The organism is Streptomyces lonarensis, from assembly GCF_012033735.1.
Classification (GTDB): Bacteria; Actinomycetota; Actinomycetes; order Streptomycetales; family Streptomycetaceae; genus Streptomyces; species Streptomyces lonarensis.
In genome coordinates, this window is record NZ_JAAVJD010000044.1 from 1 (window position 1) to 24,165 (window position 24,165).

General features: G+C 73.5%; 20 protein-coding genes. 10 read left to right on the forward strand and 10 right to left on the reverse strand.

The annotated features are described in order from the left end of the window. A partial coding sequence (locus HCN56_RS08575; protein WP_167968904.1) for an AfsR/SARP family transcriptional regulator occupies positions 1-1,075 on the reverse strand: 1,075 nt, incomplete at its 3' end. Between the two features lie 575 nt (positions 1,076-1,650). On the opposite strand from HCN56_RS08575, the gene HCN56_RS08580 reads away from it, so the two are divergent. Beyond that, entirely contained in the window at positions 1,651-2,532 is an 882-nt protein-coding gene (locus HCN56_RS08580) for a helix-turn-helix domain-containing protein (protein ID WP_167968905.1), read from the forward strand. 61 nt (positions 2,533-2,593) lie between these two features. Here the strand turns inward: HCN56_RS08580 and HCN56_RS08585 are convergent, their stop codons facing one another. The 9 genes from HCN56_RS08585 to HCN56_RS08625 all read right to left on the reverse strand — a co-directional run bounded on the left by HCN56_RS08585 (position 2,594) and on the right by HCN56_RS08625 (position 12,859). Next, complete coding sequence (locus HCN56_RS08585) at positions 2,594-3,829, reverse strand: helix-turn-helix domain-containing protein (protein WP_167968906.1); 1,236 nt, start codon at positions 3,827-3,829, stop codon at positions 2,594-2,596. A 443-nt stretch (positions 3,830-4,272) separates the two neighbouring features. Next, on the reverse strand, positions 4,273-4,920 hold the full coding sequence (locus tag HCN56_RS08590) for a pyridoxamine 5'-phosphate oxidase family protein (protein WP_167968907.1): 648 nt from the start codon (positions 4,918-4,920) through the stop codon (positions 4,273-4,275). Between the two features lie 3 nt (positions 4,921-4,923). Beyond that, a complete protein-coding gene (locus HCN56_RS08595; protein ID WP_167968908.1) occupies positions 4,924-6,198 on the reverse strand; it encodes an ATP-grasp domain-containing protein in 1,275 nt (424 codons plus the stop codon). A 55-nt stretch (positions 6,199-6,253) separates the two neighbouring features. Further along, on the reverse strand, positions 6,254-7,498 hold the full coding sequence (locus HCN56_RS08600; protein WP_167968909.1) for an ATP-grasp domain-containing protein: 1,245 nt from the start codon (positions 7,496-7,498) through the stop codon (positions 6,254-6,256). Positions 7,499-7,509: 11 nt separating this feature from the next. Beyond that, positions 7,510-9,030, reverse strand: coding sequence for a condensation domain-containing protein (locus tag HCN56_RS08605; RefSeq protein ID WP_167968910.1), 1,521 nt, complete (start codon positions 9,028-9,030; stop codon positions 7,510-7,512). A 4-nt stretch (positions 9,031-9,034) separates the two neighbouring features. Next, positions 9,035-10,303, reverse strand: coding sequence for an ATP-grasp domain-containing protein (locus HCN56_RS08610; RefSeq protein ID WP_167968911.1), 1,269 nt, complete (start codon positions 10,301-10,303; stop codon positions 9,035-9,037). Between the two features lie 37 nt (positions 10,304-10,340). Then, a complete protein-coding gene (locus HCN56_RS08615; protein ID WP_167968912.1) occupies positions 10,341-11,600 on the reverse strand; it encodes an MFS transporter in 1,260 nt (419 codons plus the stop codon). After that, complete coding sequence (locus HCN56_RS08620; RefSeq protein WP_167968913.1) at positions 11,597-11,836, reverse strand: hypothetical protein; 240 nt, start codon at positions 11,834-11,836, stop codon at positions 11,597-11,599. Before HCN56_RS08620 ends, HCN56_RS08615 begins: the two co-directional genes overlap by 4 nt. A gap of 51 nt (positions 11,837-11,887) precedes the next feature. After that, positions 11,888-12,859, reverse strand: coding sequence for a TauD/TfdA family dioxygenase (locus tag HCN56_RS08625; RefSeq protein ID WP_167968914.1), 972 nt, complete (start codon positions 12,857-12,859; stop codon positions 11,888-11,890). A 278-nt stretch (positions 12,860-13,137) separates the two neighbouring features. On the opposite strand from HCN56_RS08625, the gene HCN56_RS08630 reads away from it, so the two are divergent. The 9 genes from HCN56_RS08630 to HCN56_RS08670 are packed head-to-tail and all read left to right on the forward strand — an operon-like array spanning position 13,138 to position 24,061. After that, positions 13,138-13,998, forward strand: coding sequence for an isocitrate lyase/phosphoenolpyruvate mutase family protein (locus HCN56_RS08630; protein WP_167968915.1), 861 nt, complete (start codon positions 13,138-13,140; stop codon positions 13,996-13,998). 46 nt (positions 13,999-14,044) lie between these two features. Then, positions 14,045-15,019, forward strand: a complete 975-nt coding sequence (gene sbnA, locus HCN56_RS08635; RefSeq protein ID WP_167968916.1) for a 2,3-diaminopropionate biosynthesis protein SbnA — start codon at positions 14,045-14,047, stop codon at positions 15,017-15,019. Further along, positions 15,012-16,094, forward strand: coding sequence for a 2,3-diaminopropionate biosynthesis protein SbnB (gene sbnB / locus HCN56_RS08640; RefSeq protein WP_167968917.1), 1,083 nt, complete (start codon positions 15,012-15,014; stop codon positions 16,092-16,094). The genes sbnA and sbnB overlap by 8 nt, the downstream gene beginning before the upstream one ends. Continuing rightward, positions 16,091-17,842 (forward strand): amino acid adenylation domain-containing protein, encoded by a 1,752-nt coding sequence (locus HCN56_RS08645; RefSeq protein WP_312871133.1) that lies wholly within the window; start codon positions 16,091-16,093, stop codon positions 17,840-17,842. The genes sbnB and HCN56_RS08645 overlap by 4 nt, the downstream gene beginning before the upstream one ends. Next, positions 17,835-18,992 (forward strand): nucleotidyltransferase domain-containing protein, encoded by a 1,158-nt coding sequence (locus tag HCN56_RS08650; protein ID WP_167968918.1) that lies wholly within the window; start codon positions 17,835-17,837, stop codon positions 18,990-18,992. The genes HCN56_RS08645 and HCN56_RS08650 overlap by 8 nt, the downstream gene beginning before the upstream one ends. Further along, positions 18,989-19,891: an amino acid kinase family protein gene (locus HCN56_RS08655; protein ID WP_167968919.1), complete on the forward strand. Its 903-nt coding sequence runs from the start codon at positions 18,989-18,991 to the stop codon at positions 19,889-19,891. Before HCN56_RS08650 ends, HCN56_RS08655 begins: the two co-directional genes overlap by 4 nt. After that, the gene (locus HCN56_RS08660; RefSeq protein WP_167968920.1) at positions 19,888-21,051 is read left to right on the forward strand and encodes a pyridoxal-phosphate-dependent aminotransferase family protein; all 1,164 of its coding nucleotides are present in this window, start codon (positions 19,888-19,890) and stop codon (positions 21,049-21,051) included. The genes HCN56_RS08655 and HCN56_RS08660 overlap by 4 nt, the downstream gene beginning before the upstream one ends. After that, positions 21,048-23,318, forward strand: a complete 2,271-nt coding sequence (locus HCN56_RS08665) for an FAD/NAD(P)-binding protein (protein WP_167968921.1) — start codon at positions 21,048-21,050, stop codon at positions 23,316-23,318. The genes HCN56_RS08660 and HCN56_RS08665 overlap by 4 nt, the downstream gene beginning before the upstream one ends. Next, a complete protein-coding gene (locus tag HCN56_RS08670) occupies positions 23,315-24,061 on the forward strand; it encodes a maleylpyruvate isomerase family mycothiol-dependent enzyme (protein ID WP_167968922.1) in 747 nt (248 codons plus the stop codon). The genes HCN56_RS08665 and HCN56_RS08670 overlap by 4 nt, the downstream gene beginning before the upstream one ends. Positions 24,062-24,165 lie beyond the last annotated feature (104 nt).

Sequence of the window (24,165 nt, forward strand, 5' to 3'; positions counted from 1 at the left end):
GGGCGCCGTCAGTGGCGGCGTGCGCGCCGGCGAGGTCCCCGCGGGGGAGGGCCGACCGGGCGCGGGCCACGCCCGACTCGAAGCGGTGGACGTCCAACTCGCTGGGAGCGAACGTCAGCCGGTAGCCGGTCGGTTCGGCGCCGGCTGTGCGCGGGGCGTCCGTCGGCCCGGTCGCGGACAGCTCGGGCACCGGTCCGGGGGCCGCCGGCCGTCCGGCGGCGCCGGGGAGCGGCACCGAACCGGACAGCCGTACCGGGGCTGCGGGCGCGGCGTCCGCGGCCGCCGACGGCTGCTCCGGTCCGAGCAGGTCCTCGCTGTGGCGCAGGACGGCGGTGTGGAGTTCCTTCATCGCCGGGCTGGGTTCGAGTCCGAGCTCCTCGTCGAGGGTGCGGCGGAACCGCTCCAGGCACTGGAGCGCCTCCGCGGCGCGCCCGGCGCGGTACAGCGCCCGTACCCGCAGCGCCCAGGACGCCTCCCGGAGCGGTGCGTCGGCCACCAGCCGTTCGGCGGCGTCCAGCGCCTCCTCGACCTGGCCGGTACGGAGCAGCAGCAGGGCCCGCAGTTCGGCGGCGTCCTGCCGCAGCGAGACCAGGCGGGCCGCTTCGTCGCGGGCGAAGGCGTAGTCGTCGAGGTCGGCCAGGGGGCTGCCGCGCCAGAGGTCCAGGGCGCCGTCAGTGGCGGCGTGCGCGCCGGCGAGGTCCCCGCGGGTGAGGGCCGACCGGGCGCGGGCCACGCCCGACTCGAAGCGGTGGACGTCCAACTCGCTGGGAGCGAACGTCAGCCGGTAGCCGGTCGGTTCGCTGACGAGCAGCCCGCTGGTGCGGCCGGGCTGGTTGGGGTCGAGGACGGACCGCAGCCGGCTGACGTGCGCCCGCACGGAGGAGGCGGCTCCGGTCGGCGGGTCGCCGCGCCACAGCGCGTCGCACAGCTCGCGCACCGGGACCGGCCGGGCGTCGGCCAGCAGCAGGCGGGCCAGCAGCGCACGGCGCTGCCGTGGCCCGAGATCGAGGTCGGTGCCGTCGCGGTGGGCGCGCACCGGCCCCAGGAGCCCGTACCGCATGTGCTCGCCAGCCACCCGTTCCCTCCCGGTCCGCAGTGTGGGAAGCCGTGGGGATGCGACCGGCCCCGGGGCGTCCGCCGCCGCCGCGGTGGTCGCGGCGGGTTCTCCGCGGCCGGGGCGCCGGCGATCGCTCGGCGGTTCGGCCGTGGACGGCGAGCACCCGCGTGGACGGCGGGGCGTCGTCGCCGCTCGTCGTTCCCCACGGTCTCGTCGTGGCGCGGGCCCTCGGTCGGCGCCCTCACGGCGCGTACCTCGGCGATCCCGCGCCGATGGCGCCCGTCCACGGTCGTCGGGCCGGGGCCACGCACAGACCATACGCGCTGCACGGACCACCCAGTTGACGGATCTTGCTCAATCAGAAGCCCAACTTGCCTTATCGGGCGCACATCTGGCCGGTTATCAGCTGAGTTGGCCCCCCAGTCGGACCGCGTTCGGACACGAACTGTCCGGAGACGGACATCACGCCCGACACGCCGCTCCCTGCGATGGGCAGACCTGACACCGTGTCGGGCGCACGGCACGCCGCGACGACCCGCACCACCGACCGAGCACGCGACAGCCCGTACCCAGCGTCGACGGAGGAACGGTCCGTGAACACGGTCGAGCACCCGGAGAGCGGCGGCAGCCGCCGGGCCCCCCCGCCCGGTCGGCAGTGGGGCCGCCTGGGGACGCGCGTCCTGCGCGCCCCCGGCGCGGAGCGCGCCGTGGTCTACCGCGTTCCGCAGCTCTGCCTGGGCATCCTCACGCCACTGCGCGGACGCTGCCGCGTCGAGGCGGACGGCTCCCCGCCACGCTGCACCTCGCTGGTGCCCGGCGAGGTCTGCCGCGTCCCGCAGGGCCAGACGCTGCGGTTCGCCACGGGCGGCACACCCCGGTCCCCCACCGAGATCGCGGTCGTCGAACTCGCCTGGCACCCGGTCGACGAAGCCGGAGCGGGCGGCCCGGGCGGCCCGGGCGGACTGCCGCCGGAGCGGCTGACCACGCTCCGCAGCTTCGACCCCCACCTCGCGGCGATCGCGGCGGCGCTGGTCGACGCCGCGGCGGCCGGGGCGGACGAGCGCTACGGGGCGGCGGCCGCGCACTACCTCGCCACCCACCTGCTCGTCCCGCAGACCGCCGCAGTGCCGCGCCCCGGCGGGCTGACCACCCACCAGTTGGAGCTGGTGCGCTGCTACGTGCAGGACAACCTGGCCGGCCCGATCACCCTCGACGACCTCGCCGCCCGGGTACGGCTCAGCCGGTACCACTTCGCCCGCCGCTTCGCCGCGGCCGCCAGGGAGAGCCCCTTGCAGTACGTGACCCGGCTCCGCGTGGACAGCGCGCGGCGCCCGCTCCGCACGGAGGACACCCCGGTCTCCCAGGTGGGCCGCGCCTGCGGCTTCCCGGGCGCCGACAGCTTCGCGCGGGCGTTCCGCCGCCATGTCGGCTGCTCGCCCTCCGAGTTCCGCCGCCGCGCCCGCCACCCGGGGTAGCGGAGGCCGGGGTAGCGGAGGCCGGGGTGGCCGGACGGGAGCGGCGCGGCTCCGGTGGGGCTCACAACGTGGGCAGCACCGCCTCGACGGCACACTCGGTGGCCGCCCGGTAGACCTCACCGGCGAGTTCGGGCATCTGCGTCCGCTGGACCTCGGCGGCCAGTTCGTTGAGGCGCGCGACCGCGTGGGCGTCGCCCGCGTGGGCGGCCAGCCTCTCCTGGAGGATGCGGAAACGTACCCGGTCGCGGTAGGTGAAGTGGTGCAGCCCCTCCCGGGCCTTCTCCACCAGCTCGGACGCGGCCGCGGAGTCTCCCTGCTGGAAGGCGAGTTGAGCGCGCAGGAAGAGGAACTCCTGGCGGTGCCGGGGCGGACCGGCGAACTCCAGGATCGGCTCGACCGCGGCGAGGAGCTCCCGGGCCTGCTCCGGTCGCGGCGGGAGGCTCTGCAGGCAGAGCGACGCCGCTCCCAGCCGGAGGCGCATCCACAGCGTCACGTCCTCCCGGCTGTCCAGGGCGGCGATCGCGGTGTCGAGGTGGCGCAGGGCCGCCTCCGCCTCGCCCTGTCGGGTGCACACGACGGCAACGGTCCAGTGGGCCTCGGCGGCCAGGGAGCCACGCCCCGGCGGCAGCTCGCCGAGGATGTCCAGACTGAGCCGCATCGCCTCGGCGATGTTGCCGAGTTCGGCCTCGGCGGAGACCAGCAGCAGCCGGCTGCGCAGGAGGTCCGCCGTGGGGACCCGCACCTGGTGCCGTTCGCCCAGCTCCAGCGCCTCCCGCACCGCCCGGCGCGTCAGGCCCACGTCCCCCCGGTTGCGGGCGCAGCGCGCCACCCGCTGCTTCGTGTAGACCTGCAGCGCCGGGCGCCCCAGCTCCTCACTGAGCTGATCGAGATCGTCGAGCACCTGCTGCTCGTCGGTGAAGTCCCCCAGGAAAGCGTTGAGTTCCGCCAGCATGGCCAGCGCCTGCCAGCGGGTGGCCGGGGCGGCGTCGGCGGCCCGCGCCAGCGCCTCGGTCAGGAGGTCCCGCATCTCCTCGTCGCGCTCGCTGTCGGGCCGGAAGGCCAGGGTCGCCACAACGTCCGAGAGGTCGTCGCCCGTGCGGTCGGCGAAGACCTCGACGGGAACACCGAGGCGCTCCGCGAGGTAGCCGGCGGCACGCTGCGTCGGCACCCTGGCGCCCGACTCCAACCGGGAGAGGTACGCGGCGGACATACCGGGGCCGGTCAACTCCGCCTGTGTTCTTCCCTGCTGCATCCTGAGTTGGCGCAAGCGCCGCCCGAAGCCGGGCTGCTCCAGCATACGACCACTGCCTTCGAGGTTTCGTCCGATGCCCCGCCGCACATACTTCGGGGGGGCTACTCTAGCCCCCCCGAAGCAGTGTGAAGAATATACCGACCGGCATCGGCGACCACACCTCCGCCTCGTTGCGACGAGGCAGCGGATTGCAACCGCCGAATTACGGCCAGTCAATCGCGGAGACGGTCCCCACGGCCAGAGTGCGCGACTCCCCCGCACCGACCGCCACCGAACCCGCGACAAACAGAGCTGATAAAGCGAGAACAACTGCACGAGCAACTACGGTCTTCCCCATGGGATCTCCCCCTGTTCAACCTCACCGATCGCCCACGCCGGGGCGAAGTCAATCTACCCGGACCGACGACGTCCGGCAACACTTGACAGTAATGCCAATTCCCCGGGAATGCGCGTGGTTTCGGTCAGGACCCCGCGCAGCCGAGGAGGGGTCAGGACTCTCCCGACCCCGGGGGCGCGTCGGGGTAGAGATGCTGCTCGTAGGAGGGCCCGTACCTGCGCTCCAACGATTCCAGCGAGGCGTCGGTCCACTCGGTCGCACGGGCGATCCGCGCCCGCGAGGCCACGGCGTCCGGAGCCCAGGTGCCCGAATCCCAGAGTTTCGCGCGCATGAAGGCCTTGGCGCAGTGGAAGTAGGCCTCCTCCACATCGACCACGAGCGCCAGCTTCGGCCGGTTCCCCTTGACCACCATCTCGTCGAGGAACGGAGCGGTACGGACCAGGCGCGCGCGACCGTTGACCCGTAGGGTGTCGCCGCGTCCCGGAATCAGGAAGATCATTCCCACGTGCGGGTTCCGCAGCACGTTGTGCCAGGTGTCGAGTCTCCGATTGCCCGGCCTGTCGGGAACGGCCAGCGTTCTCTCGTCGAGGATGTGCACGAAACCGGCGGGATCACCCCTGGGCGAGACATCGCATGTCCCGTCCTCCGCCGCAGTCGCAATCATGCAGAAAGGCGAACCCGCTATCCATTCGCGTTCGTATTCCCGCAGCACGGGGGTCGTTTTGCTGTAGGCCGCCGGGTTCGCGGGCCCGACGAGTTCACGAAGTTCCTCTTCCGTGGTGATCTCCTGGTACTCCACGGGTCACCCGGCCCCGCCCGCGGCGCCGGCCTGCCGGCCCTCGCCGCCCTCGTCGGGAACGGTGACGATCCCGACGGCTGCGGCGGCCTTCTCGCAGGCGGCGACTGCCGCGTCCGGGTGGCTCGCCACGGCGACCACCTGGCCGACCCGGTCCCAGCTGGACCGGAGGGGCCGGACCTCGTCCCCCGGCTCGACCGTGACGTCCACGGTGACCACGCCGACGGTGGCACGGGCGTCCTCCACTCCCTCCACCGCGGTGACCCTGCCGGGGTCGGCCGTGAGGAACCGGGTGGCCGCCGACCGCAGCACCGGGGGCCGCTCCGCCAGGGCGGGCAGGGCGCCGCTCGGCCAGGCCACCGCGTACCGCTCGATGTCGAAGCCGGTCGCCTCCTCCACCAGATCCCTGATGCGGTCCCCTCCGGGGCGGTTGTGCGACTCGATCACGCGCGGCCCGCCGTCCGAGAGCCGCACTTCGGTGTGGCTGGGGCCGCTCTCGACACCGATCGCGTCCAGCAGCGTCGTCACACACGCCACCACGGCCGCCTCGTCCGCTTGGCTGATCCGCGCCGGCACCACGTGCCCGCGTTCGACGAAGTTGCCGTAGGTCAGTTTCTCGGTGAGGGCGACCACCACGTGCCTCCCCTCGAAGGTGAAGGCCTCGACGCTCAGTTCGGGCCCGCGGACGTACTCCTCCATGAGGAAGCGCCCCAGCGGGAAGAGGTGGGAGAACCGGTGGTCACAGTGGCGCAGCCGGGCGATCTCCTCCCAGACCTCCGCCGTGCGGTCGGCCGACTCCACGAGCCGCACCCCGAGGCTCCCCACCCCGTCGACCGGCTTGACGATGAACGGGTAGCCGTGGCGTGCGCCGAACTGCTCCAGACTCGCAGGCTCCTCCACCTCGGCCGCGGCGACGGAGATCGACGGAGCGACGGCGGCCAGGTGCCGCCGCATACTCAGCTTGTCGCGCAGCAGTCGCGTCACCTCGTACGAGACTCCGCCCAGCCCCAGCAGGTCGTTGATGCGGCCGGCCGGCTCCGCGCCCGCCTCGGTGGTGGTGACCACCGAGCCGAACCCGAGGGCGCGGTGGGCGGCCGCCACCAGCGGTTCGACCACGGACCAGTCGGTCCAGTCCACCAGCAGCGCCGCGTCCACCAGGGCGGCGTGTTCGTCGGTGAACGCGTCGGGCCGCTGGAGGAGGACGACCCCCAGGCCGGCCTCCTTGGCCTTGCGGATGTTCTCGATCCGGCCGCCGACGATCAGCACGCGCTCTTCGGACATGGCCCCTCCTTCTCGATGGCGGGCAGGGGCGGGCGCCCCTGCGCATGACCGGCGGTCAGCTCTCGACCGTCCGCGGTGGTCCGGGGGCGAGGCGCACCTCCACCGTGTCGACCAGTTCGCGGGCCAGCGCGTCGAGTCGGTCCGGTGTGACGCAGTCGAGGATCGCCCAGGCCAACCGGTCGCCCGAGTCGCGGGCGGGCCTCACCTCTGCGCCGGCTGCGAGGCGGGGCGCGTGCCGGGCCACCTCCGGCAGGCCGGCCCAGGCCGACAGGTCCAGTTCGGCCAGCCGGCCCGAGACCGGCGAGGAGAGAAAGAGGCTGCCGGCCGCCCGCAGCGGCGCCTGCCCGTCGGGCACGGCCGGCGTCTCGCCCAGCGCGAGGCGCAGGCACGCCTCGAAGACATCGAAACCGTGGGCACGGGAGACGAGTTCGGCGATGTGGTCGCCGGGCGTACGGACCGCGACCTCCATGATCATCGGTTCGTCCTCGGCGGCGGCGCGGAACTCCAGGTGCGCGATGCCCGTGGCCATGCCCACCGCACGGACCACGCCGCGGCACAGTTCGTCCGCCGTCTTACGGAGTACCGGGCGCTGCGCGCCGTGCCCCGCCTCGTGGAAGACCTCGACGAAGTACGGCGGCCCCGTGGTCTCCTTGCGCGTCAGGTTGGTGAAGAGCACCCTGCCCCCGTGGACGAGGGCCTCGACGCTGTACTCCGGCCCCTCGACGTACTGCTCGACGAGGAGCGGCCCCTCGGCGTCCCGGCGGGCGACCGCGTCCGCCCAGGAACTCGGGCTCGCCACCCGCTCGACACCCTGGCTGCCCTGGGCGGCGAGCGGCTTGACGACGACGGGCAGCCGGTCGAGCGCCCAGTCGGTGGCGTCGGAGAGCTTCCGCACGTGCCGGTGGGCCGGCTGCGGCAGCCCGGCGCGGGCGAACTCCGAGCGCTGCAGCGCCTTGTTGCGGGAGACCGTCGCCGCGTCGAGCCCCGGGCCCGGCAGACCCAGCCGGTGCTGCACCAGCGTGGTGGCCAGCACGTGCGGCTCGGCGAAGCCCCACACCGCGTCGGGGTGCAGCCGGGCGGCCAGCGTCATCGCCGGTGCCGTCCAGCTCTCGTCCAACGCGGCGTCCCCGGTGACCGGCTCGAAGTCCGCGAGGGCGGGGAATCGGTCGGCGATCGCGGCGTGCCGTTCCGGGGTCTCCACCACACCGACCCGCAACCCGAGCGCGTCGGCCGCGCGGAGGTAGCCCTCCGCCATGACCCCGGCGCCGACCAGGAGCACCGTTCGCTGCTGTTGTGCCATCGTTCCTGCTCTCAGTCGGTGGCTCGGACGGCAGGGCCGTCGCCCGCCGAGGGGTGGGCGGCGGCCGGCCGCGTCGGGTCCGGGAGCGCCGCGAGGGCCGGGTCCAGCGCCGCCTCGCGGAGCAGCCGTTCCAGGGCGGCGGTGTGGCGCTCGCCGTGGTCGGGCGGGAACACCGCGGTGTCGACCTGGACGAGGAGGGCGATGCCGTCGGCGTCCACGTCCGCGCTGAGGTAGTGCCCCGCCCGCCACGGGTCGGCGACCGCACGCCCGGTCGCGGTGGCCGCCGCCGCGTTCGCCAACTCCGCCGCGGTGGTGGCACGGACGGGGAGTGCGGTGGCGCGGGGCCGCCAGTTGAGGACGGGGGTGGCGTCGAGGCGCACTCCCCGCTCCCGCTCCACCGTCGCGAGCAGGTCGGCGAGCCGGTCGGGCGGAGCGCCGCCGGCCCGGTAGGCGCGCAGCGAGGCGGCCGCGGTGCGGTGCACCAGGGTGTCGAAGGTGACCCCGGCGGTGTCCACGCAGCAGGGGACCGGTTGCGAGAACGGCAGTACGGCGGCGGCCGTCTCGGGTCGCAGGCGGTTGGCCGCGACGAGGTGCACCGCGCCGAAGCGGGGCTGCCCCGGGTGCCCCCCGTCGGCCCCGGCCGGGGACCGAGCGGCGTCGAGCGCCACCAGCGCGGCGGCGAGGACGGCGGCGGGTGACTGGCCGGTGCGGGCGGCGACGGCTCCGACCGCCAGGCTCAGCACGGCGGAGCGATGGCTGAGGAAGCGGTGGCGGGGGTTCGCGGGGGCGAGGGGCTCCGGCGACCGTCCGGCGGGCGCCCTGCGGTACGTCTCCTCGGCCAGGCGCAGCGCCCGCAGCGCCGCGCGCTCTCCCGCCGGCGACGCCTCGACGGCGGCCTGCTGCCGCGGGCCGTGGCCGGCACCGGCGCCCGGGCCGCTCCCTGCCGCCGCCCGGCGCGGCAGGGGGTCGGTCTCCGCTATCTCTTCGACGAGTTGCGCCGAGACGGGGACGAGGGCGTAGGCGTCGACGGCCACGTGGCTGAAGGCCAGCGCGAGGAACCGCGGCTCGCCGTCGCTGCTGACCAGCGCCGCGCGCAGCGGCAGGCCGTCCGCCGGGTCGAGCGGGGGTGCGGCCAGCGCGTCCAGGACGGCCCGTGCGTGCGGGCCGGCGTCCCCTGCGGGCGCCTCGTGGACGGCGAGGAGCAGCGTGCCGCGCTCCGGGACCCGTTGGCGGGGGCCCTCCGGTGTCCGGACGACCCGGCTGCGCAGCGCGTCGTGGCCCTCGACCAGTCGGCGGAGGGCGGTCGCGACGGCCGTCTCGGTGGTGCCGGCGCGGAGCCGGTAGAGCCGGGGGACGGTGAGCCCCCGGCCGTGGAGCCGGGCCGCGTCCACCTCCGCGAGGTAGTACTGCTGGCTCCAGGTCAGCGGGAACAGGGCGTCACCGCCGGCGGCCGCGGGCTCGGCTGCGAGGGGCACCGCGACGGTGCGGGTCGGCGGCAGGACGGGCGCCTGCGGGGCGGTCGGGGCCGTCACGGCGTCATGCCTCCGCGGCGGTGTCTCGGAGCGGCGACCAGGTGAAGACCAGCTTCTCGCCGGCGGTTCGCGCCCGGGCGAGCGCCTGCTCGCGGTCGGCGCCCTCGGCGATGATCCAGGCCGCCCGGTCGCGGTTGGAGCCGTTGGCGCGGTAGTCGATGCCCACCTGCACCCCGGGGCGGAGGTGGACCTCGTGGACGCCGTCGACGGCCAGTGCCTCGGCCGTGCCGTCGATCGCGTCCAGATGGCCGCTGGGCCGGAGCATCAGGAAGTGGATGGCGGCGGTGCGGTCGGCGGTGAGGGTGAGGTCGGGTGTGCCGCCGAGCAGTGCGGTCATGTGGAGGTGGCACATGTCGACGCCGCTGGCGATCCGCACGGCCTCGGGTATCCGGTCGCCCGCGATGCGGCCGTTGACCTCGATGACCCGGGCGTCCAGGCCGTCGGCGGTGAGCTTGAGCTCGACGTGGGAGGGACCCCAGGTGATGCCGACCGCCTTGACGGCGAGTTCGGCCTTCTCGATGAGGAGGCGTTCGCGCTCCCCGGACAGGGCGGCGGGGAAGACGTGGCCCATCTCCAGGAAGAGCGGCGGTCGGCTGCCGATCTTCTCGGTCAGGCCGAGCACCTTGCCGTGCACGATCTCGGCGGAGTACTCGGCGCCGGGGACGCATTCCTCGACCATCACGGCGGGGGCGACCGTGTGCCCGAGGTACTCGCCGAGCCGCATCACCTCGGCGGTGATGGCGGTGACGTCGGCGCTGTTCTCGCAGCGGCGGACGAAGAGGCTGCCGGTGAGGTCGAGCGGCTTGACCACGACGGGGTAGCCGATCTCGTCGGCGGCGGCGGCCGCCGCCTCGGGTGACTCGGCCACCCGGTGGAGCGGGTTGAGGCCGGGCACGGCCGCCATCGCGGCCCGCATGGCGGACTTGGAGCGGCAGATCGCGGCGGCGGCCGGGTCCGGTCCGGCGAGCCCGAGCCGCTGGGCGACGCGGGCGCCCATGTCGCAGTAGTACTCGTAGACGGAGGTGACGCCGACGAGGTCGCCCTGGGTGGCGAGTTCCTCGCAGAAGGCCACCACGGCGTCGGCGGAGTCGATGTCGCAGGCGCGGATCTCCACACCGAGCCGGTCGTAGTCGTGGAGCAGCGAGGGGTGCATGCGGGACGGGTCGGTCGCGAGGATGAGCGGCGTGACGCCCCGCTCCAGCAGGAAGCGGGCGCAGTCCTGGCCCGCGCCGGTCCACGGGGATTCCAGGAACACGACGTAGCGAGGTGACACGGGGGACTCCATTCGGTGGTTCCGGGGTGGGCTGTTCTCAGGTGCGCACGGTTGCGGTCCGGTCGGCCGGGGGCTCGGCGGGGGCGGGCAGGTCGCGCAGCGGGCGCAGCGGGGAGAACACCAGCCACAGCACGCCGGCGCTCATGCCGATCGCCCCGACGAGGAGGGCGCCGCGGATGCCGAACCACTCGCCCAGGGCGCCGCCGGTGAGGGCGCCGAGCGCCATGATCCCCCAGACGAGGAAGCGCACGCTGGCGTTCATCCGGCCGAGGAGTTCCGGCGGGCACAGGTGCTGCCGGATGCTGACCTGGCCGACGTTGTAGGCGACGATGCCGAAGCTCATGACGAACCAGGGGACGGCGAACAGTGCGGTCCGCCAGCCGCTGTCGGCGAACGGGATGAGCAGCGCGACGGGCACGGTGAGGAGGTAGGACGTCCACATGGCGCGGACCTGGCCGAACCGGCGGGACAGCCGGCCGGCGAAGGCGGCGCCGAGGACGCCGCCCACCCCGCCGACCGCCATCAGGACGCCGACGGCAGCCCCGGAGAGCCCCATCTCGTTGACGAGCAGCAGCATCACCATCGGCAGGGTGACGGAGTAGAAGAAGTTGTAGGTGGCGGCGGAGCCGGTGATGGCGCGGAAGACGGGGTCGCGCAGGACGAACCCCAGGCCCTCGCGGATCTCGGGGCCCATGCGGCGGCGCGCGGTGCGGTCGGGGACCGCTTCGGGGGTGCGGATGCGGTACAGCAGCAGCGCGGACGCGAGGTGGGAGACCGCCTGCACGGAGACGGTGACGACCGCGCCGGCCATCTGCACCAGGCTGCCGCCGAGGGTCGGTCCCGCGAGACGGGAGACCGCGTTGGTGCTCTCCAGCCGGGCGTTCCCCTCGACGAGGTTGTCGCGGCCCACCAGGACGGGGATGTAGGACAGGTAGGCGACCTCGAAGAACACGGTGGCCAGGCCGACGAGGAAGGTGACCACGAGCAGCGCCGCGAAGGTGACCCGGTCCAGCAGGAAGGCCACGACGATGGCGGCCATCAGCACGGCCCGCAGCAGGTCGCAGATGATGAGCACCGGGCGGCAGCGGGACCGGTCGACGATGACGCCCGCCGGCAGTCCGAGGAGGAGGTAGGCGGCGGTCTGCGCGGCGAGCAGCAGCCCCATCTGGAACGGGGTGGCGGAGAGGACGCTGGCAGCGAGCAGCGGGATGGCGACGCGGGTCATGTTCGTGCCGACCATGCTGACCGTCTGAGCACCCCAGAACAGCCGGAAGTCGTGGTTCTTGAGAAGGCTCATGGGCGGTCCTGGTGAACGGCGGTGAGGCCGCGGCCCCGGGGGCCGGGGGCGGCGGTGGCGATGGCGATGGCGATGGCGATGGCGGTGGCGGTGGCGATGGCGGCGCGGCCGGTGGCAGGGCGCCGGACGACGGGCGGCCGGGTCCGGCGCGGACGGCGGTCGCCGACGGATCGGCCCCGCGTCCCGGCGCGTCGGCCACGGGGCCGGCGGTCCTGGGGGGCGGTCTCCCGCAGCACGTGGTGTCCTGTTCCCGTAGCGGTGGTCGTCCTCGGTGCGGTGGCGTTCCGTCAGGCCTTGGTCGACCACATCCGGAACATGTAGCGGTTGACCTCCTCGGGCCGGTCCGCCGTCATGTCGATCTCGCGAGGCGGGAAGCGGTCGCAGAACGCCGTCCGCGTGTGGAGGAAGCGGTCGTCGGCCGAGACCAGTGTCTGGCCCCGCTCCAGGCGGACGCGGTACTGCACCGAAGACTGGTCCAGGACGGCGTCGAAGAGGTCCAGCGCGGCGTGCTGTTCGTCGGTGAGGGGCTCGCCGACCTTCTCGTGGGCGACTTCGATGTAGGTGCGGAAGTAACGCACCAGGGGTTCACCGTCCGCGGTGTAGCGGATGATCGGCGAGCGGAAGAAGCCGTCCTCCCGCGTCAGTGACATCCCGCGCTTCTCGAACCAGAAGTCCTGTGTGAGCAGAGCGAGTTCGTCGGGGTGGTCCACCAGGACCTCGTGCACGGGCCCGGCGTCCACGAGGATGCTCTCGCCGCCGACGTGGGCGGACTGGCCGCAGGACAGCAGCAGGTAGTCGATGGGGTCGACATCGTTGACGGCGTCGTTGTGCATGTACGCGCCCTGCTTGGTCTGGTGGTAGCGCGCACCGTCCTCGATCGTCCGGCGGACGCCGCGGTCGTAGACCTCGATCAGTCGCCAGCCGTCGGTGTTCTGGACCATGGGCCGGCCGAGGGCGGTGCCGAGCAGCCAGGCGAGAACGGCCTGGCCGCGGAGGGTGTCCACGCCGCTGACCCGGTCGAACACGAGGAAGTGGGCCGTGTCGTCGATGACATGGCGGACGGCGTCGACCTCCGCGGTGAGCAGCGGGAGGCTCCGGAGGTCCACCTCGATCGCGTCCACGCGCCCGTCGGGGAACCGCTCGACGAGCTGGTCGACGCGGGCGGCGACCTCACGCTGCGTCGCCTCGGAGAAGCGGTGGAACGTCTCGTCCGGAACCTTGAGGGTGCGGGGGTGTGCGAGTGCGAGCGTGGTGCTCATCTCTGCTGTTCCTCTCCGGGTTTCCGATGGCCCTCCTCGGGCCGGGAGCATTCCAGCACGGGTGGCAAGTCGTTGACAAGATGATTGACAGACCGTTGACAGCCCCGGCACCGTCACCCTACCTTCACTTCCGTGCCACCCGGCCCTTGTCCCGGTATCGAGGCACTGATCTCCCCACGTACGCCAGGCAATTCCTTGCCTGAGCACTGCTCAGACGGCGTCGTCATCGACGCGGAGCGCTCAGATCAACTTCCGTGAACGAGTCAGGAGTCCCAGGCGTGCAGCGGTCCATCCATCCCTCATTTCGCTCTGTGCTGGCCGACAACGAGATTGTTCGAGTGGCCGGCGCCAACCACGCCCTGGGCGGGCTGCTCGCCGAGGAGGCGGGGTTCCAGGCGGTCTGGTCCTCCAGCCTCGAGGTCTCGGCCTCACGGGCTCTCCCCGACGCGAGCATCCTGAGCATGACCGAGTACCTCGAAGCCGCGGCCAACATCCAGAAGGCGCTGCGCATCCCGGTCGTCGCCGACTGCGACACCGGGTACGGCGGGAACCTCAACGTGGCGCACATGATCCACGAGTTCGAGGCGGCCGGTATCACCGCCGTCTGCATGGAGGACAAGCTCTTCCCGAAGATGAACAGCTTCGTCTCCGGCGGCCAGACGCTGCTCCCCACCAAGGAGTTCGCGGACAAGATCCGCATCGCCAAGGCCGCCCAGGCGACGCGCGAGATGTTCGTCATCGGCCGCACCGAGGCGCTCATCAGCGGCCTGGACGTGCAGGCCGCCCTCGAACGTGCCCGCGCCTACGCCGACGCGGGTGCCGACGCGGTCCTCGTCCACTCGAAGGTCAGGACCCGCGACCAGGTCCTCGGCTTCCTCGACGGCTGGGACTTCCGCGTCCCGGTGGTCATCGTCCCCACGACCTACCCGGACTGGCACATCGACGAGATCAAGCAGGCCGGCGTCTCCGTCGTCATCTACGCCAACCAGGGGCTGCGGGCCACCGTCAGCGCGCTGCGCGCGACCTACCGCTCCGTCTACGAAACCGGCGACAGCACCGCGGTCGAGAACTCGATCGCCTCGGTCCAGGACATCTTCGCCCTGCAGCGCCTGGAGTCCTGGCAGAAGCTCGACGTCTGAGCGCCGGTACGGCCGTTGGGCGGGACGACAGAAGCGGGAACGACTCTTGGCCATCATCTCCACAGCGGACGAACTGTTCGACAGCGACGTCTACGTCGACCTCGGGCCGACCCTCCGCGTTCCGTTGCACCTCAAGTGCGAAGGCTTCAACTTCGCCGGCTCCGTCAAACTCAGGGCCGCGTCCTCCATGGTCTCGGCGGCGGTCCGGCTCGGCCTGGTCGACGAGCACTCGACCATGGTCGAGTCGTCGTCCGGAAACCTCGGGGTGGCGCTCAGCGTGGTGGCCGCCGCCCGGTCCCTGCCGTTCGTCTGCGTCACCGATCCCAAGTGCAACCCCGCCACCGTCAAGCTGATGCGCGCGCTCGGCAGAGAGGTGGTCGTCGCCGACCAGCCCGACGCCGACGGCAGCTACCTCGCCGCCCGCAAGCGCACCGTGCGCGAACTGTGCGCCCGCGACCCCGGCTACGTGTGGCTCAACCAGTACGAGAACCCCGCCAACTGGTTGGCCCACTACGAGAACACCGCCCCGCTGATAGCGAAACAGTTCCCCTCCCTCGACGTGCTGTTCATCGGCACCGGGACCGGCGGCACACTGACCGGCTGCGTCCGCTGGTTCCGCGACAACGCGCCGCGCACCCGCATCGTCGCGGTGGACACCGTCGGCTCCGTCAACTTCGGCATGCCCGCCGGCCCGCGCCACCTGCCGGGGCTCGGCGCCGCCGAACGCATGCCGCTGGTGGAGGCGACCCCGGTCGAGGAGGTCGTCCGCGTCGAGGAGCGCGACGCGGTCCGGATGTGCCGCCGTCTCGCGCGGCACGGGTTCCTCATGGGCGGGTCCACCGGAACCGTCGTCAGCGGCGCGGCCGACTGGCTCCGGCGGCACGACCCCGTCGCGTTGCTCACCTCGGTGGCCATCTCCGCCGACCTGGGCGATCGCTACATCGAAACGGTCTACGACGACGCCTGGGTGCGGCGCACCTACGGCGACCTCGACAAGGAACAGGAAGAGAGCAATGCCTGAGCAGCAGGGCGGGCCTCCGCAGTTCGCCGTCGTCCCCGGAGCAGCCGTGCAGCGATGCCTCGCCGGGAACCGGTCGGAGATCATCGACCTCGTGGAGGCCGCCTACCGCCGCCACGGGCGGGGGGAGACCGTCAACCCCCCGTCGTACTTCCTCCGGTTCCCCGACCGGCCGACCGCCCGCATCATCGCCCTGCCGGCCTCGGTCGGTGCGGGAGACCCCGAGGCGGCCGACGGCGTCGCCGGCGGCGCCGTGGACGGCATCAAGTGGATCTCCAGCTTCCCCACCAACCTGGAACGGGGAATCCCCCGGGCCTCCGCGGTCCTCCTGCTCAACGACCCCGCCACCGGCTACCCCTACGCCTGCCTGGAGGCCTCCGTCATCAGCGCGGTGCGCACGGCGGCCTCGGCCGCGGCTGCCGCACGGCGGATCACCGCCGCCCGCGGCGGGCAACCGCGCCGGGTCGGCTTCCTCGGGAGCGGCCTGATCGCACGCTTCCTCCACGAGTACCTGGCCGAACTCGACTGGGAGATCGAGGAGTACCACGTCCACGACCTCGACGAGACCTGCGCCGAGTCGTTCACCCGGCAGGTCCTCGGGCCCACGGGCCGTCCGGTGCGGCTCCACGGCACCGCCGAGGGCCTGGTCCGCGCCTCGGACGTGGTCGTGTGCGCCACCACCGCGGCCACCCCGCACGTCACCGACCCCGACTGGTTCTCCCACCACCCCCTGGTCCTGCACGTGTCGCTGCGCGACCTCGGCACCGACGTGATCCTGGACAGCGTCAACATCGTCGACGACGTCGACCACGTGTTGAAGGCGGACACCTCCGTGCACCTCGCGGAGCAGCGGACGGGCGGCAGGGACTTCCTGCACGGGACCTTCCACGACGTGCTCACCGGGACGCTCGCGGTACCGGCCGACAGGACCGTGGTCTTCTCCCCCTTCGGGCTCGGCGTCCTCGACCTCGCGGTCGGGGCCCACGTGCACCGGGCGGCCGTCGCCGCCGGGGACGCGGTGCCCATCGGTGGCTTCTTCAACGAGCTGGACCGCCACCGGAGCGCGGGGGTGTCGTGACCGACGAGCCGACCGACCTCGCCCCGCCACCGGCCGCCACCCCGCCGCCGGCGGCCGACCTCCGCCCCGCCGACCTCGCCGCGCCGCGGCTCGCACCGCTGCCGCTCGCCGAGGGGGCCGCGGACCGGGCGGCCGCGCTCTCCCTCGGGCGCGACGCCACCTCCGACACCGCCGCCGCGGTGGTCCACCACGTCGCCCGGTTCGCACGGACCACTCCGGACGCCACCGCCGTCGTCGACGGCGACCTCACCCTGACCTACCCCGCGCTGCTCGCCCGGACCGGCGAGGTGGCGGCGGCGCTCCGAGCCGCCGGCTGCGGGGCCGGCGTCGTGGTCGCCGCGGTGGGCGAGCGCTCGGCCGACACCGTCGCCGTCTTCCTCGCCCTCGAAGCACTCGGCGCCGTCTACCTGCCGCTCGACTCCGACTGGCCGGAGCAGCGCGTCACCGAGGTGCTGCGGCGCGGCGGAGTCGGGCTCCTGCTCGACTACACGGACCCGGCCGCCGCCGACGGGAGCGCGGTGAAGGCAGCCGCCGCACTCGGCACCCCCGTCGTCGTGACGCCCGCCCGGGGCGGGCAGGCCGCCCCCTACGCCCCCTACGAGCCCGACGGCCGCGACCGGTCGCGCGAACCGCGGTACGTCATCTTCACCTCCGGCACGACCGGCCGCCCCAAGGGCGCGGTCGTCGAGCACCGGGGGATGGCCAACCACCTGTGGGCGAAGGTCGCCGACCTGGGCTTCTCCTCCGCCGATCGGCTCGCCTTCACCGCGCCCCTGGTGTTCGACATCTCCATCTGGCAGATGCTCACCCCGCTGCTGGTGGGCGGTGCCGTGGTCGTCGTCCGCCGCCGGGAGATCGAGTTCCCGCGCCGCCTGCGGTCCGTCCTGGAACGGACCGGCGTCACCGTGGTCGAACTCGTCCCCACGATCGTCGGCTGGCTCGTCGACGAGGCGGAGCGGCGGCCACCGGTCCTGCCCGCGCTGCGGGAGTTGGTCTCCACCGGCGAGGAGCTGCCGCCGCGGCTCGCCGCCCGCGCCCTGGCGGCACTCCCCCACACCCGCCTGGTCAACGCCTACGGACCGACCGAGTGCTCGGACGACGTCACCCACCACGAGGTGACGGCCGCCGACACCGAGCGGCCGCGGCTCCCCGTCGGCAGCCCCGTCCCGGGTGCACGGCTCTACCTGCTGGTGCGCGAGACGGAGGACGGTCCGTGGCGCGCCGCGGAGCCCGGTGAGGCCGGCGAGCTCTTCGTCGGCGGCGTCGTCGTCGGCCTCGGCTACGCGCGGGACCCGGAGAACAACGCCCGCGCGTTCCACGCGGACCCGCTCGACCCCGGCTCCCCGTCGGGCCGGCTCTACCGCACCGGTGACCTCGCCCGCTTCGAGGGGGACGTCGTCCTGTACCTCGGCCGCGTCGACCGGCAGATCAAGGTCGCGGGGGTGCGGATGGAACTCGACGAGATCGAGGCCGGGTTGCTGCGGCACCCCTCCGTCGGCGCCGCTGCCGTCACCGTGACCGATACCGACGGCCTCCCCGCGCTCCGCGCCCACTACACCGTCCGCGCCCCGGTGACACCCGACCAACTCCACGCCCATCTCTCGGGCTTCCTTCCCGAGGTGATGGTGCCGCGGCAGCTCGTCGAGCTCGCCGAGCTCCCCCTGACCCCCAACGGCAAGACCGACCACCGTGCGCTCCGCCGACTCCCGCAGGGCGGCCCGTCCCCCGCAGAGGTGCCACATGACTGACACGACCCGCCCCCGTGACCCGCTGGCCGACGACGCGCCCGCCCACTCCCGACTGCTGCTGCGCATGGCGCATCTCCGTCTCACCGAGGAGGACGTGGCGGCGGTCCGTGCGCTGGCCGCACGGCCGGACCTGGACTGGGGCGCCTTCCTGGAGGCGGCCGCCTGGCACAAACTCCTGCCGCTGATCGGGCGGCACGTCGACCGCCACCGGCTGGACCGCAAGGCCGGGGAACTGCCGGCCTTCCCCTACCCCTGGGTGTTCACCGGGGCCTACCTCGCCAACCGGGCCCGCAACCAGGGCCTCTCCGACGAGTTCGGCCGGGTCTTCGACGCGTTGTCCGCCGCGGGGCTGCGGTTCGCGGTCCGCAAGGGCTTCTCCCTCGGCGAGGGCGAGTACAGCGACCCCGCGCTCCGCCGCATCGCCGACCTCGACGTCCTGCTCTCCCGCGACGACGCGCGCGCCGCCCACGAGGTCCTCCTGCGACTCGGCTACATCCAGGGCAGAGTGGCCGAGGACGGCGAGCGGATCGAGCCCTACAGCCGCGAGACGCAGGCGTTCTGGAAGATGAACCTCAGCAACCAGCTACCGTACCGCAAGCCGGGCGGCCGGCCGGACATCACCGACTTCAACGTCGACATCTGCCACGACATCTTCCAGAAGAAGTCCGGCGTCTCCGCCGCCGCCGGGGAACTGCTCGACCGGGCCGTCCCCGTCGTGCTGTGCGGCGCTCCCGCCTGGGAGCCCGCGCCCGACGACCGCCTCCTCGACCTCTGCTCGCACCTGCACAAGGAGGCCACGAGCCTCCACTTCATCGAGGACCGCCAGGACCTCCAGCTGAGCAAGTTCCTGGACCTGGCCCTGGTCGCCGGGGCCTGCGAGGACGACGCCTGGCAGCGGTTCCTGAAGCGGGTCGCCGCGGTGGGCGGCGAGGAGATCGTGTACTACGCCCTGCACTTCACCTCCGTCCTCTACCCGGACTGCGTACCGGAGCGGGTCCTCACCGCCCTGCGCCCCGAGGACACCGACTACCTGGAGGTCTACGGCTCCCTCGACGGGCAGAGCGCCCGCTGGGAACAGCCTTTCCTGGAGCGGCTGTTCAACGCCCGGCGACACACCTCCGGGACCGTCTCCACGGTTCCCCTCCGGTGAGCGCCGCCGTCACCTCGCCGGCGGCGTCGCGCGACCCGGGCACCGCCGGGAACGGCGCGCCGGGGCTGCTGGTCCTCAAGGTCGGTGGCAGCCTGCTGTCCGACAAGCGGCGCAGCGGGCAAACGGACGACGCCGCCGTGGACGCCTACGCAGCGCGCGTCGCGGAGCTGCACACCGCCCGCCCCGGCCGGGTCGTCCTGGTCACCGGCGGCGGCGCGCTCTGCCACCCCGTGGGGCTGCGCATCAAGGCCGCGCGGGACGACCCCTACGCCGCCGTGGCCCTGACGGAGCCCGCCTTCCGGATGCGCTGGTCGTGGACGACGGCGCTCCGCGCCCGCGGGGTGCGGGCCGTACCGCTCCAGGCGACCCCGCTCTTCAGCGAGCTGCCCGACGGCACCACCGCCACCGCGACGGGCGTGGTCTCCCGGCTCCTCGGTGAGGGAGCGCTGCCGGTGCTGTCCAGTGACTGCGTGATCACCGCCGCCGGGACGCTGCGCATCCTCAGCAGCGACGACGTCCCCGGCATCGTGCTCGACACCGCCGTCGCCGCCGGGCCGGTCCGGGTCGTCGCCCTCACCGACGTGTCGGGAATCCACCTGGCGCCCGGGCGTGAGAGCCCCGTGCTGCCGTACCTGGACCCCGACGACCTGTCCGGTGTCCGACGGCTGTTCTGGGAGGACGCCTGGGACGCCACCGGAGCCATGGAGGGCAAGGTCGAGGCACTGGCGGCCCATGCCCGGCGGGGCGCCGAGTGCCTCATCACCAAGGGCGACCGCGGCTCCGGCGGGCTCGACCACCTCTTCGCCCCGCTCGCGTCGTGGCCCGGCAGCACCCCTCGCACCCTCATCCGGCGGCGCACGCCCACCGCCACCGAACTGTTCCGGGAGGACCCCGCATGACCGGCACCTCGGCAGACCCCGGCCGGGTCGTCCTGCTCAACCCCGGCCCCGTCAACGTGCACGACCGGGTCCGCGCCGCACTGGGCGGCCCGGACGAGTGCCACCGCGAGCCCGAGGCCCAGGCGCTGCTGGGCACGGTCGGCGGCAAGGTGAGCCGGATCTGCGGCGCCGGCCCCGACACCCATGCGACCGTGCTGTTCACGGGCTCCGGCACCGCGGCGCTGGAAGCGGTGGTCAGCTCGGTCGTCCCGGCTGACGGCCGGCTGCTGGTGCTCGACAACGGGCACTACGGCGAACGCCTGCTGCGCATCGCGGACGTCCACCGAATCCCCACCACGCGGCTGGAGTTCGGCTGGGCCGTCCCGTTGGACCTCGATGCCGTCGACCGCGCGCTCGCCGCCGACCCCGACATCACCCACGTCGGGGTCGTCCACCACGAGACCAGCACCGGCATGCTCAACCCCCTCCGCGAACTCGGCCGGTTGACCGCTCGCCACGGCCGCTCGCTGGTGGTCGACGCGATCAGCAGCCTGGGCGCCGAGGAACTCGACGTCGTCCGCGACCGGATCGACTGGTGCGTCGGCACGGCCAACAAGTGCCTGGAAGGCATGCCCGGCATCAGCTTCGTCTGCGCGCCGCACGAACGTTTCGGGGGCCTGGCAGCGGTACCGGCCAGGACCTTCTACCTCGACCTGGCGGCCAACCACCGCGCACAGGTCCTCAACGGCAGCCCGCAGTTCACCCCGGCGCTGCAGGTGCTGCGGGCGCTGGACACCGCGCTGGACCTCGCCCTCGCCGAAGGGGTCCCCGCCCGCACCGCACGGTACGCGGCGCGCGCGGCGACGATCCGTGCCGGGCTGGAGAGCCGCGGCATCGAGCTGCTGCTCCCGCCGGAACACCGGGCGGGCTCGCTCACCAACGCCCGTCTCTCCGGCGGCATGACCTACGACGAACTCCACGACGGGCTGAAGGCACGCGGCTACGTCATCTACGCGACCCAGGGGAAGTCGGCGGGGACCTTCCGCGTCGCCAACATGGGCCGGCTCACCGACGAGGACCTGAGCGGCTTCCTCCGGGCGTTCGACGAGGTCACCGCCGACGACGTCGCCCGCCCCACCCAGCCCCCTGTCGAAACGAGAGATGGAGCGGTGAACCGGTGACTACCGAAGACTCTGTGAACGCCGGGCCCCTGCACCTGGCCATCGTGGGCGGCGGACCGACCTGCACCTACGTGCTGGAACGCCTCGCAGCCCTGCTGCGCGGCCGGCGGGCCGCGGCGTCCCTGGACATCGTCATCTACGACCTGTCGGGCGAGTTCGGCCCCGGCCAGGTGCACAGCCCCGACCAGACGCGGAGCAGCTACCTCAACCGAATCGTCGGACAGGTCGCGTTCGCCGCCGACGAGAGCGTCGTCGACGCCGGCCCGCTGCTGCCCTCGGCGGAGCGCCCGACCCTGCTGGAGTGGTGCCGCCGGAAGTTCGCGGAGACGGGCGACCCGCTGTACGACATGGTCGCCGAGGACTGGCCGAAGCGGTTCGTGCACGGTGAGGCGCTGCGCGACCAGTTCGCCGGCTATGTGGCGATCCTCCGCGCCGTGGCCGGCGTGAGGGTGACGCTCCGGCAGGCCGAGGTGGTCGACCTGGAGGAGCGCGGCGACCGGTACGCCGTGCTGACCGCCGACGGGGAGGAGCCCTACGAGGCGGACCACGTGCTGATGCTCACCGGGCACTCCAGCAACCGGCCCGAGCTGAACCCGCACCACGTCGAGCTGGCCCGGTTCGCCGCCGAGCACCCCGCGCACCTGATCCCCTCCGCCTACCCGCTGGAACGGTCGCTCGACCCCGCGCTCACCGGCCCCGGGACGACGGTCGCCTGCCTCGGCATGGGCCTCACCGGGATCGACGTGCTGCTGTACCTGACCGAGAGCCGCGGCGGGACCTTCGAGCGGGACGACGACGGCGAGCTCCGCTACGTCCCGTGCGGCGCCGAACCGGACTCCATCGTCGCGTTCAGCCGCTCGGGGCTGTTCACCTTCGCCCGGCCGTACAACGAGAAGGAGCGCGACATCGCGGCCCTGGAGTACAAGGGCCCGTTCCTCACCCTGGCGGCCGTCGCCGAACTGCGCCGCACCGTCGGCGTGCCCAACGAGATCGGCGGCCGCACCGTCCGGCAGCTCGACTTCGAGCGGCACGTCTTCCCCCTGATCCTGCTGGAGATGGCGCTGCTCCAGTACGGGGTCCTGTTCGGGGCGGAGTTCCGCGAGGCAGCCGTCCGCGCCGCCCGGCCGCCGTACGAGAAGTTCCTCGCGGACGCCGCCGCCTTCACCGACCACCACGAGGCCGGGGAGTTCCTCCTCGCACCCGTCGAGGAGCTGGCCGGGGCCGTGGGAGACCGGGTGGACGCCGTCCTGCGCGGCAGCGCCCCCCTGACACCGCCGCCGGGAACCGGACCGGCCGACGGCACGCCTCCCCTCGACCGGGCGGTACGGGCCTTCCTGACCGTCGTCCACGGCGCGGAGCAGGCGGAGGCACTGCTCGCCCGGGCGGACGACCCCCGTGCGTTCGCGGCAGCCGTCGCGTCCGCCGAGTCCCCGTGGCGGCACAGCGCCGCGCCGGCCGACCACCGCTTCTCCTGGGAACGGACGATCGACCCGGTGCCCGTGCCCGAGGGCGGCTACGCCGACCCCGAGGAGTACGTCCGGACGTTCCTCGACTTCCTGGACCGGGACATCCGCCGGGCGACCCAGGGCAACCTGAGCAACCCCACCAAGGCCGCCGCCGACGCGGCCTGGCGCGACATGCGCGGCGTGGTCATCGAGGCGGTCGACTTCGGTGGGCTGCTCGCCTCCTCGCACCGCACCTTCCTCACCGTCTACACACCGCACCACAACCGGCTGTGCCAAGGCGCCTCGGTGGAGGCGATGGAGAAGGTGACCGCCCTCGTCAAGAGCGGCCGCGTCGACATCTCCGTCGGCCCCGGGGCCCGTCTCGGCTGCGACGAGGAGCGCGGCCTCTTCCGCGTGGACGGACCGGCCACCGGCGCGGTGCGGTTCGCGCACGCCCTCGTCGACGCCCGGGTGCACGGCTTCGACGCCGAGCGGGACGTCATGGACATCTACCCCAACCTGCTCCGCCGCGGCCTGGTCCGCAAGTGGGCCAACCCCGGCGTCGGCGAACCGGACTTCGTGCCCGGAGGTCTGGATCTCACCCCTGAGTTCCACCCGGTCCGCAAGGATGGCTCCGTCGCGTCCCGGATCACCTTCCTGGGTCCGCCCAGCGAAGGCGTGATGTACCACCAGATCGGCGCGCTCCGGCCCAACAAGGACCACCACGTCATCCGGGACATCCTCTGCTGGATTCACGCGTTCGTGCCGCAGGAGCCCTCGGCCGGGGAACAGGCGCCGGACCTCGAAAGGAACCCCTCATGAGCACCACCATCGACCACTCGGCCCCCGCGTACGGCGGGATCGGGGTGGACGAACGGCTCGGCGAGATCCGCGCCGCCCACGCCCGGTTGCGGACCGCCGTCGCCGGACTCACCGAGCAGGAGGCCCGGGAGGCGATCCACCTCCCCGGCTGGACCCGCGCGCACGTCCTCATCCACCTCGCGGACCTGTCGCAGGCGTTCGCCCGCCAGGCCCGCTACGCCGTCAAGGGCGAGACCGTCGAGGTGTACGACGGCGGCCGCCCCACCCGTGACCGCCGCATCGAGGAACTCCACGGCCGGCCCGTGCCCTGGCTGCGCGACCAGCTCGAAGAGGGCCTCACCGCCCTGGAGGACGCCTGGCAGCCCCTGGGCCCCGACGGCTGGGAACTGCCCTGCAGCTACCGGAACTCGCCCCTCTTCGCCACCCAACTCGCCTGGTGGCGCGAGACCGAGCTCCACACCGTCGACCTCACCGTCGGCCACAGCCCCGACGCGTGGAGCACCGCCCTCTCCACCCACGTCGTCGCCTTCCTCACCCCCCGCCTCCCGCAGGGCACCACGCTCCACGCGCAGGACACCGACGAGGGCTGGGCCGCCGCTGAGAACGCCGGCCCCGGGGAGGCCCCGGCCCGCGTGCACGGCCCGGTCCGCGCCCTCGCCGCCTGGATCTCCGGCCGCCCGCACGCCACCCTCCCCGCAACGGACACCGACTCCCCGCTCCCCCAGCTCAACGCCTGGCCCTGACACCCGGGCCCCGGCGGGTCGACACATCGACCCGCCGGGGTTCCCCCGGTCCCGGGCAGACCAGGCGTCCCCGCACCTCCCGCGCCGCGCACCGGCAGCACGGC